This window comes from Hoylesella buccalis ATCC 35310 (assembly GCF_000177075.1).
GTDB classification, from domain to species: Bacteria; Bacteroidota; Bacteroidia; order Bacteroidales; family Bacteroidaceae; genus Prevotella; species Prevotella buccalis.
The window spans coordinates 1-16,182 of record NZ_ADEG01000009.1 but is presented as its reverse complement, the minus strand read 5'-3'; the positions used below and the strand labels follow the sequence as shown (position 1 = coordinate 16,182).

Here is a 16,182-nt window from a genome sequence, read left to right as displayed (position 1 = left end):
ATTTCTGGCCTACCAATATGTAGCTATCGTGAAAAATTTGCGTATAATAAAAGAGCAATATAATGTAAAGGATAGTATGCGTAGCACAAATACTTCGCATACTGCCCTTTTATAAATCCCCTCTGCCTATTATAGCAATGTATAACAGCCAAGCCCAACCACAAACCGACTACACCATACTGATACATGAACAGGGTGGCTAAAAGGCATTTCATCACCTTGTCTGGCTGAAAGATATGGAACGCACATATCAGCAGGATGCCGGAATACTCATAATCGACGTGTAGAAATGTAGCTATGGCGCAAATGGTAATCATCAAAACACACCATAACAAAGGTTTATTGTCAATCTTACTCATACCTTCTATTGCAATCAATCCCAACAAAAGCGTGAAGAACACGTTGTGAGAATTATCATGATTGAGTAACCACCATGGGATTTCAGATATGAGCGCAAAAGCCAAGAGACTGAGCGCATACTTCCTTGTGGAACGAGTGTGGTCATACCCCTCCACCAGTAGAAAGGCGAAGATGGGGAACGCCATTCTCCCCACCGTCCGCATCATGTCATACGTCCAACTACCATGTTCCATCAGGTAATAAGCGATATGGTCCACGGTCATGGACACCAATGCTATTATCTTCAGGGCACTGCCTGACAAACCTTTCCACTGATGAAGTACCATACTACTGATTAGTTTCCTGTTTATTTTTCCTGTCCTTACCCAAAAGCTCAGTAATCATCGCATCCACCTCGTCATTGACACGCTTGAAGTTACGCCCCAGCATGATTTCCTTCTCACGGTTGGAGGCAAACTGATAAATCTTTGGCAGGTCGGCATACAGACTTTCCTCCTGTTTGATTTGTTCCATATCAAAGTGGGTCTTACAGAAATACTTCGAGGTCTTGAACTCCTCCGACTTCTCAATGTCGAAGCCCTGCATCATGCTGCCTTCCGTCGGAGTAAAGTCACGAGCTGACTGACCAGCGAGCCAACCAGTCGCCATGTCCGCTATCTTGGCAGCAGGGACTAGGAAGTCCAACCGCTCCGAGATAGATGTGGAAACCTTCTGGTCATTGATAGTAATAGACTTGGACGTCTGCTTCGCCTTGCCGAACACGTCGTTCTGTGCCCATTCCAGTGTCTCCTTGTTACGGGCGGCACCCATAAAGATATTACCGCAAGTGGTGATAATCTTCTGCATACCGTTCTTGCCATAGTCCGCCTCCAGCTGTGGCAGTTCCTGAAAACCCAGTGTCACCGCCACCTTATTGCTTCGCGCCGTACCGATCAGTCGGTCAATCTTATGAAAGTACAAGGTTGGCAACTCATCCACGATGATGGAAACAGGGATATTCCCTCTGCTGTTCACACGGGTCACGAGACGGTTGAGCACCAACGCATTCAGTGCCCCCACAATCTGCTCTTTCTCCGGGTCGTTGGCAATCACGAGATAGGAAGGGCTGGCAGGGTCTGAAATCTTCAGGTCGAAGTCATCCCCCGTAAATATCCAGTAGGCTTCCGGTGAAACCAAGCGAGCTGCATTGACACGGAGCGTACCCACCATACCTTCGAGTTGGTCCATCGCTTTGTTGGTATAAGCCGACTGGAACGGAGCCATGAGCGAGAGTATTTTCTGATCCTGCATCAGGATGTCAAATACGTCACTGTACTGCTTACCTAAGAAGGATAGTACATGTGGCATATCCGAATATTCTCCTGTAATGGTGTCAGGCTCCACTACCTGCCCCTGCTCATCCTCATACCAGGACGAAGCGATATGCACTTTCTGTCCGTTACGGCTGATATAAGTGAAATCATTCAGATCCACGAACATGCCATCCTCATCCACCGACACATCGTGGCTCAGCTCATCCACAAAGTCAAGAATCATGTTACCGTTCTTATCGACAGCTCGGTAGTCATGCCAATTCTTTGTCATCAGCCTTAGTTTCTTCCCCTTGTATTTGATGTAACGAGTGAGTTTCTTGCCGTCCTTGAACCCCGTTGGATGGAAGTTGACGAAGAAATAGATGATAGCCGAAAGGAAATTGATGGCCGAGTTCTGAAAAAACGCCTCCGAGCCGCCTTTCTTGTCGCCCCCCTTGTTAAGCGATTCAAGCAACGTTGCAGCTGTCTCTGCCGCTGCTGCCAAGTCAGGGATATACTTCCGTTGTATAGGGTTGATACGGTTGGAATACTCCACATCGGTAAAGTTCACGATGTGGAAACCACAGTTTTCCGGCAGCCTGCCAAGTCTCTTGTTTTTGCAGTACTGATAGAATAGCGTCTTTCCCAATGTTGGAAACTTATAGTCATACACCATCATGGCAAAGCCTTTGGCCGCATGCTGACGGATAAATGGGTCGATGATGCCAAACGACTTACCAGAACCGGGCGTACCCAGTACAATGGTTCCACGGAACGGATTGATGATGTTGATCCATCCCTTGTGCATGCGTCCCTTGAAATAGTAGATCATCGGGATATTGACAGAATAAGGATTCTCATTCAGGTCCTCCGACTGCTGGAACGACTCATTCTCAAAGTTGAAACGGTCTTCACCCAATTTGTAATTGTAGTAGCGAGAGATACCATCTAACCCCTGATGCAGAAGCATCGTACCGATAATGGAAGTCATGGCGTAGAGCACGCGATTGGTAGGGAAGCCAAATGAAACTCCGCCCCAGACGCCTTTATGAAGCATCATGCAGAGCGCGATGAACGTAATGCCGATGCCGATAGGGTAAAGCACCATTGTCTTGACGTTGAACTTCAACGCCTTCTGTGGACGTGTACCGATGCAGGTCACACCAATACATATCAGTTCGATGAGCTTACACGATGCTACATTGTTGAAAACCTTGAAGCGTGTGATGAGTTCCAGGATAAATCCCGTCACACGGTTGTCCGCCGTGATGGGGAGATTCATGATTAGCTCTACAATCAAGAAAAGGTAGATGCAACTCCTGAACGTGTTGTACATCTGTTGTTGTTCCCTTGTCTCTTCTACTGCCATGATGCTACTTTTGAGAATTAAGAACCGGGAGGAACGCCATTATCTGTTCACCAATGCCGTCGGCATGAAGAATATCCTTATAGTCAATGTTGAGTGTGACGACACGACCAGAAATCTGTTCCTCCGAAATCTCCAGTTTCAGCACCTTTTCTTCAGGAAAGGTCAGCTTGTCGAGTACCAGCACGTTACGATATGCCTTCTTGAAGCTCTTGGCACTGTTCAGGGAATAGACTGGAGTCAGCTCAATTGTCTGCGAATTGGTGGCCTTCAGCTCCTTCTTGTCCGTGAGTTTGATGCGTACCTCACTGATGTCATACTTGATTTTGGTGGCATTGTAGAGTGAATAATCGATGAAGAAATAATCACCGATGCTGAAGATATTGTTCACTCTTGCCCTAATGCCATACTCATGGGAACGGATATGCTTTTGCGGTTTACTGGCAAAGATAGCCCAGGCGTAGGCTGCCATTTCTTTACGTGGCATCGTCACGTCGGGATTCTCATATCTGCCCATATCCCTGGTCTTGATGCGATAGATGGAGTTGGCTTTCGCTGGTCCGGCAGTATAAACCACGTTGAGTTGTACGATATGTCGCTCACCGATAACGGTAACTGTACCTACCAACTCATTGTCGTACATTCTCCTGGAGGGTTTAATACGCACGATATTGTCCGTACACTGGTTACCTACAATCTTGTTCGTCGAAATGTCCACGAGCTTGATATTCTCTGGCATCAGCAGATGCGTTGTCACCTCTTCGTTGACAAACACCACATCCTTGCGTCTGTTCTCGTCAAAGATGTAGCTGTCCGTGAGCCTTGCGTTGCGGATATATCTCACCGAAACCGAGTCTGCCTCAATGTTCTTATACATTTTCTGTGCCTGAAGGCTGCCACACAATCCCATGAGGGCAACCAAGATAACTAAAAACTGCTTCATATTTTCTAATGTTTGATGAATTGTTGAATGCTACTCAGCATTGGTATTGACCAGATAGACGATGGTGTTGTACTTGATCCGTGCCTTGTTCTTTCTGATATTGGCAGACACGGCAGAGGTTGCTGACTGGTACATGTTCTGTAGAGCCTGCAGAGCCACTGCCTCAGAACTCAGTCCGCCGCCATACCCACCGTCGAAGTTGATATTGCTCTGCAAGGCGTTCGCCTTGGCATCCTTCATCAAGTCACGGAAGGCCGATTCCGGCACATAAAAGCCCTCCATGCCGTCATTGTCATAGACGGATAGTCCCACCTTGATGAACTTATCTTTAACCAAGATGCTGGTGATGGAAGCCATGACACGCTGCTGACCGAATCCCGTCACCGTACCATAGAGATAGGTACCCTTCTTCAGTTTTGTCCCTTTGAGCGTCACATCATCGAGGAGTTTGAACCGGAGGCGCGTACCCTCGTGTGCTTTGGTCGTCTTGTCTATCATGGCACGGATCAACGGAACCTCCGCCGTAGACTCGGCACTGACAGTGTTGAACTTATCCGCATTACCCTCCATCACCTTCTTGACAATGGCAGGTTTCTCTTTGGGCTTACGATTAGGTGCATTGAAGGGTTGTGACACTTTTGATTCTTTGCCACTTTCATCCTCATCGCCGATGCCCATGCTCCTCTCCAAGGATTTTTGCCGGGCAAGGCTTCTCTTCTGAATCGCTTCCACCTCCCTTGCATAGTCATCCATCTCAGCTTGTCGGGAGCTACGGCCGTAGCTGCTGCCCGAACCGTATCTGGATGCACCGCCGTAACTTCCACCCTCATAGGCATTGATGTGCTTCCGAGACTGTTCCAGTCGTTGTTGCAAGGCTTCCATGTCCTTCTGCCGCTGCGCATTGATGGCATTCTGCCGGTCTATATCGTCCAGCTCATGCTCTTGATAACTGTTGCTGAGCGAGTCCTGCTGTGGCTGGTCCTCACCGATGCCGTTCACTGCCGATGCCGCATCTTCCTCGTTATAACGTTTGTTCATCTCCGCCATCTTGTCCCCCATTTCATCATTGGCTGCTGTGGGCAGCGAAGCGTTGATACTGTCGGTGGCAACACCCTTCTGGGCATCGCCCTGCCCTCCGAACACACCAATCAGCTCATAGCCTAAGAACAAGATGGGCAGGAGGATGGCCAATGGAAAGATATACTTGGGCTGCTTGAAATCGATGCGCCACCAACTCTTGCCCTGTGATAAGGGCTTCACCACTGGAGGTTCTTTCGGAATAGTCTTTTCCCTTTCGTCGGACTCTTCCTTATTTTCGCCCTGCGCTTCTGCATTAGCCTCCGTCCGTGCAGCGTTTGACGGAGCATCCTCCTTTGTCAGTCCAGCTTTAAGCAAGAATTTCTTAATCAGTTCTTTCATATCATTAATGTTTTAAGTTTGTCACTATCATTTCGAGCTGCCTATATTTATAGATGATAAGCGTGGAATCCTGATGCGTCTTGATAGGAATACGCACCAAGGAATCCAGTTCCCATTTCAGCTGCTGTCCTCGCAGAGCCAGTTGTCCGACCTCTCGAACCTGTACGTTCTTGCCGTTCTGTATGCTCTGCAGTCCGGCGAACATAGGCTGCACATTCTCTATCTCCCCCACAATATCCTTGCTGGGTTGCGGGGTATAGAGTGACACGACTATCCCCAAGCAGAGCGAACAGACCAGCGCACCGATGGTCATGGCCGCCGTACGCTTCGGGTGTTTCACAGCCCATGCGTTGGCAGCATCTATCCGTTCCCGTATCTTCCATTGCAAAGAGAGCTTCCTTACAAAGGACTCCAGCTTCCCCTTGGTTTCCTGTTCCCATCTGCCTTTGGCTTCTTTCGCACGTTTCATTTTCTTCCTCATACCCTTAGTAGTCTAAGTCTTTGTTCTCCAATGTTCTCCAGTTGGTAATCAGCAGACCGTGCGGATTGTTCCTTGTCCGGGGTACATTCTCAATGCCGCCCACCGTAATAAGAGAGCGTTTCATGTCGCGTGAACGACGTTTAATAATCTGCGTACCGTAGTATTTGAATTTCCGAGTGTGTTCGTCCAGCTTGATGGAGTCACAGATGATCATGCACACGGCCGAAGAAGAGACAATGTCCGAGTAAAAACCGTTTTCCTCCATCGCCTGTTTCTGTTTCAGAGCCGTACCGTCCGCCATATACATGGCTTTGGACAACGTCCATTTGATATAGTCGTCGTCGGGCGGCAGGTTGAAGAAATACTGATGGAAGAGCTGGATGTGTGCTTTTGCCTCCATGACAAAATTCGCCTCTTGCTTACTCCTTTCAGCGAGGAAAGGAATGTCGCCATCGAGGACATAAATCTGATTACGCTCTTCCGTTACCAACTTGGCACAGTAGAAGATGCAGCAGGCACAGACCACCGCACTGCCGATGATGGTCAGCAGTACAGTTGTCAGTGCGAGCCTTGTTTTCTGTTCCAAACTTTGTATTAACATATCCTGTCGTTTTTAGTTTATTTTCCTCTGTTGTAAGAATCTCTCATGGAGTTGCCCATCTTCGATGCCGCCTTGCCAGCAGAGCTTTCTTTGAACATGTGTTTGGCCTCTTTCGCCACACCTGAGGCAGCGCCTCCCATGACTCCAGCCATAGTAGCCACTCCGCCATCGGAATAGCCACTTGCGCCGCTCACGGCTCCAGCCATACCAGCTGCGCCAAGATGCGCCGCACCAGAGACTGCCGCACCCGCCATTGGTGTAGCCACTGAAGCGATACCCACTCCAGTAGAAGCGGCACTGCCCACAACTCCGCCCACGGCTCCTGCTACGACACCTCCGGCTGCACTGCCGGCACTTGAACTCACACCCCCTGGAATTAGCCATGATGCCACTTCAGGGACGAAACGGATGATATAGGCACCCACCAGCATACCCATAGCATACATGCAGTTGGAGCCGATGCCCTGAATGCCCAAAGCGCCTATCTGTCCCCAAGAGTTCACCTGTCCCTGCAGAAGCCTGCCATAGGCATTGAGGTCCTCTCCGAGGTTATACATCAGGATGAAGTCGATATAGTACAGGCACATATAGGTGACAAATCCCCATAGCGACAAGGACAGATATTTGCTGATCCATTGCGACCATGCACTGCTCCATGGCGGTACTATCGAGAGGGCGAACATGATGGGGGCAAATGTGGCCAGTATAGCCATGAAAATACGCTGGGCTACCAAGATGCCATAATACGACATCTGGAATATCAGTTCACCGATGAAACGTATCACGTCGTTTATCCATTCCGACACCTTTGTCTCAGCGGCTACGGTGGCTCGCTGCGCATAATTGTTGATGGTCGTGCCCAGATTTTCCATGTTGTAGATGAGCTTATCCCACCAATGGGCATCCTCCCCGATGGTCTGTACCTGCTTCGCCGTTTCAATACTGTCCTGCACCTGGCGGAGTCGTTTGAGATAGTCCGACTGCTTCTGTGCTACTTTGAGTTCCAGCGCAGCCACTTCCTTGTTCTTGCTGCTCGCCATCTGTTTGGTGGTCGCCTCCAACGCTTTACCCGGTCGGGCCAGTTCCTGACAGATCCAAGAACTGTAAGTGATGCAGATGGACAGTCCCACGATGCGGAGAAGTTTCATTACGTCCATCGCCCTACGCCCAAGCATCATCATCCAGCACTCGTAGGAACCCACACAAAGGGCGAGGCACAAGCCTATGACACGGGCGTAACCCACGGTGTTGCCCAGCACCGCCGACTTCGGAAAAGTCTCCATCGCCACCAGCAGCTTCTCAAGGCTTTGGTCGATAGAGGGCAGTCCCATGGTGAGTAGCTGACTTGCAATATTCATCAAAATATCTGTAACCATAATTTTATCGTTTGTAATAGTTTTGCGCCATGCCTACAAGATGCGCCACGCGACTGACAATTTCCTCCATCTGTTTCTTATATTGTTGGTAGGCTTTCTGCCGTTTGGCGTTTTCAAGTTCATATCCCACACCCGTCCGATGGATATAGGCTATATCCTGGCAAATCATCTCGTTCTGCCGGGTCAGCTCATCGACCTGAAATTTCAGTTTGCCGCTGCTCCTCTGCATACAGAAGAGCAGTCCGTCGGAAATAGATTTCTGCATGCGTTCGAAGTCGGCTTTGAAGGAGGAATAAACCAAATCGACATTCCTGTCAGCGGCACGCGCCACTTCCTCTTTGTAGAGTTCTTCTATCTTCGCACGTTCCTGCTCGGTTTCCTTCATCTTCTGTCGTTGCGTCTCTTCGGCGGTGATACGAGTGGGCATGATGCGTTTCACGCTGGACTTACTTTCCTTAAACCTAACTCTCCAGCCAGATTTGAGAAATCTCCATTGCCAGTAAGCCTCACCGCCGCTATATTTCTTGTGTAATAAGTAATAATACCATGCTGGAGCAAAGTCCCATGGTCCGTTCTCCATTGACTTCCACTGCTTTTCCTTCTGGTCATCGTAGGTCGGATGCTGAGCAAATGTGGACAGGGAAAGATAAAGTAACCCTGTCATGATGAATAGAAATTTTCTCATATACTGTTCCATTTGTTAATTACTCCTTCTGCTATTTTGTCCGTCACCTCACTGTTGAGGATGTCCCAAATATAATCGTATCTGACCCCGCCGACGGTAATGATGCTACACCAGACGTTGGCACCGTCGATGATACCTCTCATGTTTTCTATGGAAGTCTTCAACTCCATGATAAGGTGAAGCTTCTCGTCCATCGAGGCCTTCATTACATTGACACCGCTGGCGGCAAGCGATGCATAAAGGGCTTTGATGTTTTTGATTTCTCTTGCACAAGCCATATTCGCTTCTGTATAGTACCATGCCACCATCGGCTTCTTGGAGGTATATTGAAAAGTGGAGCGTGTAAACTGGGAGTACTCCTGTATCAAGCGATACATGCTGTTGACTGTCGAACCCAATGCGCTGGCTAAGATGACGTAGGAATAGCCATTATTCAATTTACTGTCCAAGGTCGTTCTGACATCATTGAACTTGGTAGCACCCTTTGTGATGATGCTCTGTTCACCAAAACTCGTTGCCACCTTTGCCAAGGCCTTGTCCTCTTCACCCTTGATGAGTTTATGCAGACTGATAAGGGCTTCAATGGTTAGCGGATCCCTCGGCGTCGGTATAACATCGGCAAAGATGGGAGCTGCTACCATGAAGCACCATAACAACAGCCCATATCTTTTTATATTCCATGCCTTTTTCATAAGCCAAACTTCTTTAGACATCCAAGCCGTTCCAATTATCAATCAATCCGTCAACGGAGTTTTGAGCCGTGATATAGGCAGCCCACGACTCCACGTCAATGGCCATGAGTACATCCCCCCAGTTGTTACCGAACTGGCACATCATCACCATAACCTCCAGCTTATAGTGGATTTCAAGCAGACGACTGTAAATCTTGTTGGCCATCGTCAGCCGCTCATAGCGGTTGAGCAGGTTATATCCGTCGTCCTTGCCATCATCTTTGGCCGTGTCCAAAGGATTGCGTACCTTGCCGTTGTTTACAATATCCACAAAGTCGTGTACCAATCCTTGCGTCTCGGACACGAGATTGGTCATCTCATTGAGGCATACCACATAGTTCTTGCCCGGTGACTTGCCGAGCTGTTTCAGCACGATGGGCACATCCTTGAAGATGCTGGCAGTGAGCGAGACGATTTCACCGTAGTATCTGCTTTCTTCCCCAAAACCAGTGATGTTCTGCATGGAGAGTTGGTAAAGTTCCTTGATGCTTGCCATCGTAGCGGTATACTTCATCAGCTTCTCTTGCTTGGTATTGATGGAATCCAGACGCCCGTTGTGCCTGTCCTCTATGAGTTTCTGCGAAGCAGCATTGGACATAACGGCGGCCGTGGTTTTCTTGTCTATCACCACTCGCCATCCAGCCCGAATGTTCAGCGAGGCAAGGAGCATCGCCAGAACGAAAATTAACCTTAACTTTTCCATAAGCTCATAATGTTTTGATGTTCGTTGACATGCCGCGCGAAATCGAGATATTTGCTTATTCCTGCCTTTCTGCGGTCTTTCTCTATCTCTGTGATGGCACGTTGGATGTTACCACCATAATGCTTCGTGTAAATCTTGAGGGCCTCCTTTTCCGCCCGTTCCGTGGTGTAGGCCCAGTAACATTCAGGCGGTTCTTCCACACCATACACATCCGATACCTGTCCACGGCATATCCATACCTCCTTGAAGTAATTCCGGCCCTCGTGGTTGTTAAGACTGTTGATGGTGAAGATCTGCTGTCGTTGAACCGCTGTCAGTCCGAGGATAGCCGCAATGTCATCGTACCGATCCTTGAATTTGGCCTGGTCAAGCAGAATTTTCACGTCGCTGTTGTTGATGATAGCCTCCTTGACAATGGGAGAATCAATCACGTCGTTCAGTTCCTGTGTCACAACTCCAGCGATGCCGTGGAACTTACGCACCGTCTTGTAGAGATACTTGATATATTCTGCCATCGTAGGCGAGGCGATAGCTTTCCATGCCTCTTCGATGATGAGAGCTTTTCGGCCTTTCTTGATACGCATCTTCTGGAGAAACACATCCATGATGATGAGCACCACGATAGGGAACAGCACAGGGTCATCTTTGATTTTGTCAATCTCAAAGACAATAAACCGTTCATCGAAGAGTGACTGTTCCAGATCGTTGTTCAGCGTGCACTCCAGCTCGCCACCACGGTAGAACTGTTCGAGAATGGCAGCAAAGTTGTCAATGTCGAAGGCTATCTTCTTTTCGGTCATCAGCTGTGGAATACGTTCCAGCGCATATTCATAGAAAGTGTTGAAGGACAGCTTCCAGACCGTCATCTTACGTCTACGCTGCTCCATCTTCTCGATTTTCTGTTCGATGCGCATAAGGTAGCTGCCTTCGATAACCTCAGCCATGAGGCGCATGAGTTGACGGTTGGCAGCCACCTTCTCACCCTCCGTCGCAGCCTGGTCATTGACCAGAGCATGCAGCTTTTCCACCTGGCGCTTTGCCTTGATGTGATGCGCAACCTCGGCTTCAGAAAAGATGGTATCTCTGCTTTCTGAATTTACACTTGCAGAAGTGTTTCCCTGATATCCCTCAAAATCTTGATAGTAGCTATGCTCCACCTTCTCACCATACTTCTCATACTCACCGTTTTTTTTATCCTCCAGCAAGAGTCGGTGTCGCAACCTATCTTTTTCTTCTGCGGAAAAACCACGGAAGGGGTGGAAAAAAGCGTCATAATACTCCACGATGACCTGATTGATGATGGCATCTTCAATCTTTGAAGGCCTCTCGCTTCCCTTGTAGATGAGGAAAATAAGCGATTTGAGAAAGTTCTTCTTCTCTCCGAAGTTCTGTCGGTATTCCGTCTTGGTAATCTTAAACGGATTCATGGAGATGGGATGATCTTTGGAGTACGTGATATAGGTGCCACCGAAGTAGCTGCATATACCCTCGTAGCTATCTCCAGTATCTACCATCACCACATCCGTATTCTGCTCCAGAAGCTGGCGCACCACACTATTCATGTGGAAGCTCTTACCGCTGCCACTGGGTCCGATACAGAAGAAATTAGCATTGTCAGTGTACTTGTGTACTCCCTCCTTGCCGGTAATGTCTATCGCCACAGGAAGTCCCTGCCTGTCTGTATAGTAGGTTTTGAGCGGCGTCTCCTCAGAATGTTTCAGATGCTCCTTAAAGCATAGGCAGAGTGCCGCGTCCGACAGCGTAAGAAAAAGGTCGTAATCAGGATTGAAGGCATAGCCATTGCCAGGAAAGCTGCACGTGAAGAGCTCCAGCTGGTTATATGCCGAGCGAGAGGGCATGATGGCACAGTCGTAGAGTTTCGTCTCGATGTACGATGTAACCGGCGTTATCTTGTCATGCGGACAACTGACGAGGATATTGAAATTGGTATAAACCATCAGCTTGCTATCCACAGCCAGTGTGTCCAACAGGCGTTCTATATCTTCTTTGGCGATGCGGTTCGACGGATCGGGCATGGAGCCGTGGCGCTTCGCTTTGCTTTGCAGCTTGCGCATAAGTCTGCGCTGGGCAGGTATTTGTATGACTTGATTGTAGATGACGCAGTCAGTATAAGGTATCTCCGTTAGGAAAGAGAAGAGGTCAGTGGCAATGTAGGTGCCGTTGATGTTGACCGAAAGGAACGGCCTCACGAAGTTGGGCATATTGATTTCATCTATATCCACCAAGGGAAAAGACTTTACCGTCCGGTCGCCTATCTTCAGGTTCTCGTCAGAACACTTGAAGTTGGTCATGGAGAATGGACCCTGCTTGAACTGGAATGCCATAAAGCGGTGAAGATACTCGTCTATCTCCGACTTGCTCAGCTTGCGGTGGGCGATACCTTTCTCTTGCAGAATGTCAGCTACCTTGGTTACTTTGACGTGGAAGTCCTCCCATCGTTTGGCGTCGTATTTCACAAAGGCATTGTGCGCACACTCCTGCGTAACGATGAGGAAGGTGCGTATGTCGGTATATTCCCGTCCCTCGAAGTAGTTGAAGTAACTTTCTGTCAGGAACTCCTGTTCTCCCTCCGGCTCATGGTGATACTCCTGCTTGCAGAAGATGTCTTGTTTTTGTAGGGCATACCCCTCACCGAGTGTCTTTATAATGTTGGCCAGTACGTCCTGGAAGAGACAATATAGGTCAGCATCGGTACAATATTGCTGCACGGGATTCTCAATCTCGAAGAGTACGGACGGATTCCCCTTCTGGGACCAGAGCACCGTATTGAGCAGTTTCCCGTCCTTATCCCTGATGTCCTGCAACTGGGAGAAAAGTTTATCGAAAGGTTTTCTTTGCTGTGCCATAACCGTTAGTGTTTGAAAATCCCATGATAGATGTAAATACCCTTATTCCGATGCTTGGCGTGAAGCCCATTTCGCTGCCGTATGTAGATGGTGACCAGTCCGACAAAGGCTAGAACAATCATGGCAATAAAGCCAGCCAGCTTGCCCAGGATGATGGAAAAAAGGATGAAACCGAGAAAGGATATACCAATGGCAATGGCGGCAAAGGTTAGGAAACGCCCTCTGATGCCCATGAACTCCAACGGTTTCTGTATGCCTTTGTATATAGGAAAGAAATCTTCCATAAAACTTTGAAATTTGGTAGGAGCCAGACGCTTGGTTGCAGGTCCGGCTCCCACCGATTGATTACTTGAAGAAGAGCGGAAGAGCTTCCGACATGGCGATGAAAGCCACACAGCCACCGATGGTGAGCATGATAGTCTTTTTCACGTCCTGGTCGCCGTTCTGCATCTTGAAATACACATTGAACGCTCCTACTAACACGATGACGGCTGCGATGGCCTTCATCAGGTTGGAAACAGGGGTTTGGTACGAAGAGATCTCCGTGGTAGCTTTGGAAAATCCGCCAGCACCCTTGCTGTTGGCCAGCATTGTTCCAGTACTCATGGCGAACATTCCCACGCTTACTGCTAATTTCAAAGACTGACACTTCGCAAAACTCCAAGCACGTCCCACGCATTTTACTGCTTGTTTTCTCAATTGCGACATAATCGAATGGATTAAATTTGAACTTCAATTCCATGTTAAAGCCGAAAGTCAAACAAGTTAAAGTGCTAGGTCAGAAATATTAAAGATAAAAGGTTGGTATGTTTTATGAAGAAATGTCCCCTCTTTCGGGATCAAACTCCTTCCATTTGGCAAGCAAGCTGCCCAGTTCGCTGTTCTCACCGTCTTTCGACAGGTCTTCCACCTTGACCAGCAGGTTGTTTACTTCAATACCGCCGCTCATCAAGAGCTCTGCTGTCTGCTTTCGTTTCAGGGCAGCTGTCTTCTGTTTCTTGATGATGGGGCGAGTGATAAGGATAGGCGTAAATTCCCTTACTTCATCGGAGATGTCAATGGCTTCCTCCTGTACCTTATCGTCTTCGCTGGTAGCACGCTTTCTGTTTGCCAGCAGGTCGTAGGCCACCGTACCCAAGTAATAGCAGAGGTAGCAAGCCACAATAAAACCAAGGAATATTTGAAAACTCATACGCAAAAGGCATTATGTGAACGATGGGCATTGAACCGACATGGCAAGATAGACACTCATTGGCTGAAACTGCAATCCCAGCTTCTGCCCATTGCTCTCACGGATCGGTCTGCGCTTCAGCTGTTCATTATAATATAAGGTGTTATGGCCAGGAATGGTCAGATAGCCATACGATTTCAGGATGCTCTTCAAGACTACACGTTTCTTGTTGCCCACCACCTTGATGTTTGTTTTTTGTGGTAGTCCGAACAACACGCGGGCCTTCTCCCGTTTGATGATGCTCTTCCTGCTGCGCGACCGTATCTGTCGGGTTTCGTCTGCCGTTCTTTCAAGGTGGTACTTCTTAACGATTCGTGAAACCGACCTAGTAGATATACCTGTAAGCAGTGCTATCTCACTATGAGAGTGATTGTTATATAACCGCCTGACCGTGTCAGCCGCCGCCATCGCCTTGGTGACAGGACGTTTACGCAAGCCCAACTCATGCAACTTCCGCCGTAGGCAGCTCAGAGAAATATCCAAATGTCCAGCTAAAGCGGTATTGTTCATCTCCTTGTGGTGGTTGATAAGGAAATCCACCATAGATACGGTCCAGATAATATTTTGCCTATACATGACTTTGAAGGTTATTGACAATATAATCGTTACTGCGTAGAAACTCTTTGAGGTAGCCACTGTTGGTGCCGATAAAGGCACGAAGGGCGGCATTGATGATGTCGGTAACCGACATGTTGTTGATATTGCAGAGCTTCAGCAGCTCCACCACCTCGTTGTCTATCTCGTAGTTCTTGCGGTCGTACTTCTTGACACGGTAGCCGTATTGTTGTGCATACTGCTGGAAAAGCTGCCAACTGTCATCAGACTTGTGGATGTTGGGCTGCACTGTTTGGGGTGCAGTTTGCGAGGGTTGTGGAACAGATGGTCCTTTCACCTCATTAAACACCCCGTCTATATCGGGCAGGTTGAGCAGGTCGTTGGTAGGCGGCGTCTGCGAATGGGGAATGTCTACTTTCATTTTGTCTGCTCTTTAGGTTTGAATATCTGTTGATACATAAAGTCGAAGGTAGGTGATACGATGTCCTTTTGTGGTCCCATCAGTTCGATAGTGTTGTATCGTTGCATGTCCGCCTTGACTTCTATGCGTGGCGTAACCAGTCCGAAGTGGCGTAGCTTTTCCTCTGTTTTATCCCACAACTCCAGTTCCGCTTTCTTGCCATACCGTTTGTCCCATTTATTAACCACGAAGACGAACTGGCACTTCATGATGGGCAGCATACGTTGGAGCTTGGCGATGAAGCCGATGAAAGTAGCGGTGGAATTGATGGAAGTTGCCTCGAACTGATAGGGGCATACGATGTAATGACTGAGGGCAAAGATAGGCACCAGTCCCTGTTGCGACAGGTTGCCGGGTGTGTCCATCAGCACGATGCCTTTGTAACCCTCGCGCAGACTGGTAAGAAACTCCCTGACGCTATTGGTGTCTTTGATGTCGAAAGGCTGTACGGTATAAGGCAAACGTACCCCTCTATATTTCTCTACATCCTCCTTTCGTTTGGAGTAAATGGTCTGCTGTCGGTCAAAATCCACAACAAGTAAGCTTTCTCCCTTTGCCGCCAGGTAATCGGCAAACATAGTGCAGAGCGTAGTCTTACCGACACCGCCCTTCTGATTGGCAAAGGTGATCATGATGTTGTCTCTCATTGTCGAAGTTGTTATTAGTTGTGTGATAATAACAAACTCCTTTTTGGAAGGCCGGTTATCAAATGGAGTTGGGCCCCAGTAGCATTATTTCGAGAAATAAGTATCTTGCGAATTAGGTAAATGAGGAAGATGCTAAATCGTGAAATCATTGGCAAAGATAAAAAATGGAAATGAAATTTGCAAGAGGCTATTAACTCGTCAGCAAGCACGATAATGCCGATATTCTGGTGATGGTTTCAAGCCATAATAATATTTATAGTAAGGTAGTGATAGTACGCACAACTTATTGGGAATATGGATTATAGGTTGCAATCCTTTTTCTTTAACGTAGTTTAACTACAGGAGATGAAAATATCCGGTAATGCTCTGCTATGATTCTAATTGTAAACGATATCATGGGATAATAACAAAAACATTCTTCTTGTAGTTTACCTCAAATCCGCAACTAAGCCCTTGAACGTCCTT

17 protein-coding genes are annotated in these 16,182 nt (G+C 48.0%); all 17 read right to left on the bottom strand.

Annotation, left to right across the window (positions count from 1 at the left end):
* Positions 1 to 23: 23 nt before the first annotated feature.
* Positions 24 to 686 carry a TraX family protein gene (locus HMPREF0650_RS00550; RefSeq protein WP_004347480.1) on the bottom strand — a complete coding sequence of 221 codons (663 nt, stop codon included), beginning with the start codon at positions 684 to 686 and terminating at the stop codon, positions 24 to 26.
* A gap of 1 nt (position 687) precedes the next feature.
* Complete coding sequence (locus HMPREF0650_RS00545; RefSeq protein WP_004347478.1) at positions 688 to 3,021, bottom strand: type IV secretory system conjugative DNA transfer family protein; 2,334 nt, start codon at positions 3,019 to 3,021, stop codon at positions 688 to 690.
* 4 nt (positions 3,022 to 3,025) lie between these two features.
* A complete protein-coding gene (traN, locus tag HMPREF0650_RS00540; RefSeq protein WP_004347476.1) occupies positions 3,026 to 3,961 on the bottom strand; it encodes a conjugative transposon protein TraN in 936 nt (311 codons plus the stop codon).
* A 30-nt stretch (positions 3,962 to 3,991) separates the two neighbouring features.
* On the bottom strand, positions 3,992 to 5,380 hold the full coding sequence (locus HMPREF0650_RS00535; RefSeq protein ID WP_004347474.1) for a conjugative transposon protein TraM: 1,389 nt from the start codon (positions 5,378 to 5,380) through the stop codon (positions 3,992 to 3,994).
* 4 nt (positions 5,381 to 5,384) lie between these two features.
* Positions 5,385 to 5,861: a hypothetical protein gene (locus HMPREF0650_RS00530; RefSeq protein WP_004347472.1), complete on the bottom strand. Its 477-nt coding sequence runs from the start codon at positions 5,859 to 5,861 to the stop codon at positions 5,385 to 5,387.
* Positions 5,862 to 5,865: 4 nt separating this feature from the next.
* Positions 5,866 to 6,462: a conjugative transposon protein TraK gene (gene traK, locus HMPREF0650_RS00525; protein WP_040561914.1), complete on the bottom strand. Its 597-nt coding sequence runs from the start codon at positions 6,460 to 6,462 to the stop codon at positions 5,866 to 5,868.
* 17 nt (positions 6,463 to 6,479) lie between these two features.
* Positions 6,480 to 7,838, bottom strand: coding sequence for a TraJ family protein (locus tag HMPREF0650_RS00520; RefSeq protein WP_004347468.1), 1,359 nt, complete (start codon positions 7,836 to 7,838; stop codon positions 6,480 to 6,482).
* 4 nt (positions 7,839 to 7,842) lie between these two features.
* Complete coding sequence (locus tag HMPREF0650_RS00515; RefSeq protein WP_040561912.1) at positions 7,843 to 8,523, bottom strand: DUF5045 domain-containing protein; 681 nt, start codon at positions 8,521 to 8,523, stop codon at positions 7,843 to 7,845.
* Positions 8,520 to 9,215 carry a hypothetical protein gene (locus HMPREF0650_RS00510; protein ID WP_004347464.1) on the bottom strand — a complete coding sequence of 232 codons (696 nt, stop codon included), beginning with the start codon at positions 9,213 to 9,215 and terminating at the stop codon, positions 8,520 to 8,522. Before HMPREF0650_RS00510 ends, HMPREF0650_RS00515 begins: the two co-directional genes overlap by 4 nt.
* 13 nt (positions 9,216 to 9,228) lie before the next feature.
* Positions 9,229 to 9,957, bottom strand: coding sequence for a hypothetical protein (locus HMPREF0650_RS00505; RefSeq protein WP_040561910.1), 729 nt, complete (start codon positions 9,955 to 9,957; stop codon positions 9,229 to 9,231).
* On the bottom strand, positions 9,945 to 12,824 hold the full coding sequence (locus HMPREF0650_RS00500) for a TraG family conjugative transposon ATPase (RefSeq protein WP_004347462.1): 2,880 nt from the start codon (positions 12,822 to 12,824) through the stop codon (positions 9,945 to 9,947). The genes HMPREF0650_RS00505 and HMPREF0650_RS00500 overlap by 13 nt, the downstream gene beginning before the upstream one ends.
* Before the next feature lie 5 nt (positions 12,825 to 12,829).
* Entirely contained in the window at positions 12,830 to 13,108 is a 279-nt protein-coding gene (locus tag HMPREF0650_RS00495; RefSeq protein ID WP_004347461.1) for a DUF4133 domain-containing protein, read from the bottom strand.
* 61 nt (positions 13,109 to 13,169) lie between these two features.
* Positions 13,170 to 13,532: a DUF4134 domain-containing protein gene (locus tag HMPREF0650_RS00490; protein WP_004347460.1), complete on the bottom strand. Its 363-nt coding sequence runs from the start codon at positions 13,530 to 13,532 to the stop codon at positions 13,170 to 13,172.
* A 103-nt stretch (positions 13,533 to 13,635) separates the two neighbouring features.
* On the bottom strand, positions 13,636 to 14,016 hold the full coding sequence (locus HMPREF0650_RS00485; protein WP_040561909.1) for a hypothetical protein: 381 nt from the start codon (positions 14,014 to 14,016) through the stop codon (positions 13,636 to 13,638).
* Between the two features lie 12 nt (positions 14,017 to 14,028).
* Positions 14,029 to 14,631: a hypothetical protein gene (locus HMPREF0650_RS00480; protein ID WP_004347459.1), complete on the bottom strand. Its 603-nt coding sequence runs from the start codon at positions 14,629 to 14,631 to the stop codon at positions 14,029 to 14,031.
* Positions 14,624 to 15,031, bottom strand: coding sequence for a hypothetical protein (locus tag HMPREF0650_RS00475; RefSeq protein ID WP_004347457.1), 408 nt, complete (start codon positions 15,029 to 15,031; stop codon positions 14,624 to 14,626). Before HMPREF0650_RS00475 ends, HMPREF0650_RS00480 begins: the two co-directional genes overlap by 8 nt.
* A complete protein-coding gene (locus HMPREF0650_RS00470; RefSeq protein ID WP_004347456.1) occupies positions 15,028 to 15,717 on the bottom strand; it encodes a ParA family protein in 690 nt (229 codons plus the stop codon). The genes HMPREF0650_RS00475 and HMPREF0650_RS00470 overlap by 4 nt, the downstream gene beginning before the upstream one ends.
* Between the last annotated feature and the right edge of the window lie 465 nt (positions 15,718 to 16,182).

Coding starts and splice junctions, on each gene's coding strand:
- HMPREF0650_RS00535 (WP_004347474.1), bottom strand. CDS start 5,380: ATGAAAGAACTGATTAAGAAATTCTTGCTTAAAGCTGGACTGACAAAG.
- HMPREF0650_RS00490 (WP_004347460.1), bottom strand. CDS start 13,532: ATGTCGCAATTGAGAAAACAAGCAGTAAAATGCGTGGGACGTGCTTGG.
- HMPREF0650_RS00510 (WP_004347464.1), bottom strand. CDS start 9,215: ATGAAAAAGGCATGGAATATAAAAAGATATGGGCTGTTGTTATGGTGC.
- traK (WP_040561914.1), bottom strand. CDS start 6,462: ATGTTAATACAAAGTTTGGAACAGAAAACAAGGCTCGCACTGACAACT.
- HMPREF0650_RS00480 (WP_004347459.1), bottom strand. CDS start 14,631: ATGTATAGGCAAAATATTATCTGGACCGTATCTATGGTGGATTTCCTT.
- HMPREF0650_RS00550 (WP_004347480.1), bottom strand. CDS start 686: ATGGTACTTCATCAGTGGAAAGGTTTGTCAGGCAGTGCCCTGAAGATA.
- HMPREF0650_RS00495 (WP_004347461.1), bottom strand. CDS start 13,108: ATGGAAGATTTCTTTCCTATATACAAAGGCATACAGAAACCGTTGGAG.
- traN (WP_004347476.1), bottom strand. CDS start 3,961: ATGAAGCAGTTTTTAGTTATCTTGGTTGCCCTCATGGGATTGTGTGGC.
- HMPREF0650_RS00545 (WP_004347478.1), bottom strand. CDS start 3,021: ATGGCAGTAGAAGAGACAAGGGAACAACAACAGATGTACAACACGTTC.
- HMPREF0650_RS00520 (WP_004347468.1), bottom strand. CDS start 7,838: ATGGTTACAGATATTTTGATGAATATTGCAAGTCAGCTACTCACCATG.
- HMPREF0650_RS00485 (WP_040561909.1), bottom strand. CDS start 14,016: ATGAGTTTTCAAATATTCCTTGGTTTTATTGTGGCTTGCTACCTCTGC.
- HMPREF0650_RS00470 (WP_004347456.1), bottom strand. CDS start 15,717: ATGAGAGACAACATCATGATCACCTTTGCCAATCAGAAGGGCGGTGTC.
- HMPREF0650_RS00530 (WP_004347472.1), bottom strand. CDS start 5,861: ATGAGGAAGAAAATGAAACGTGCGAAAGAAGCCAAAGGCAGATGGGAA.
- HMPREF0650_RS00515 (WP_040561912.1), bottom strand. CDS start 8,523: ATGAGAAAATTTCTATTCATCATGACAGGGTTACTTTATCTTTCCCTG.
- HMPREF0650_RS00505 (WP_040561910.1), bottom strand. CDS start 9,957: ATGGAAAAGTTAAGGTTAATTTTCGTTCTGGCGATGCTCCTTGCCTCG.
- HMPREF0650_RS00475 (WP_004347457.1), bottom strand. CDS start 15,031: ATGAAAGTAGACATTCCCCATTCGCAGACGCCGCCTACCAACGACCTG.
- HMPREF0650_RS00500 (WP_004347462.1), bottom strand. CDS start 12,824: ATGGCACAGCAAAGAAAACCTTTCGATAAACTTTTCTCCCAGTTGCAG.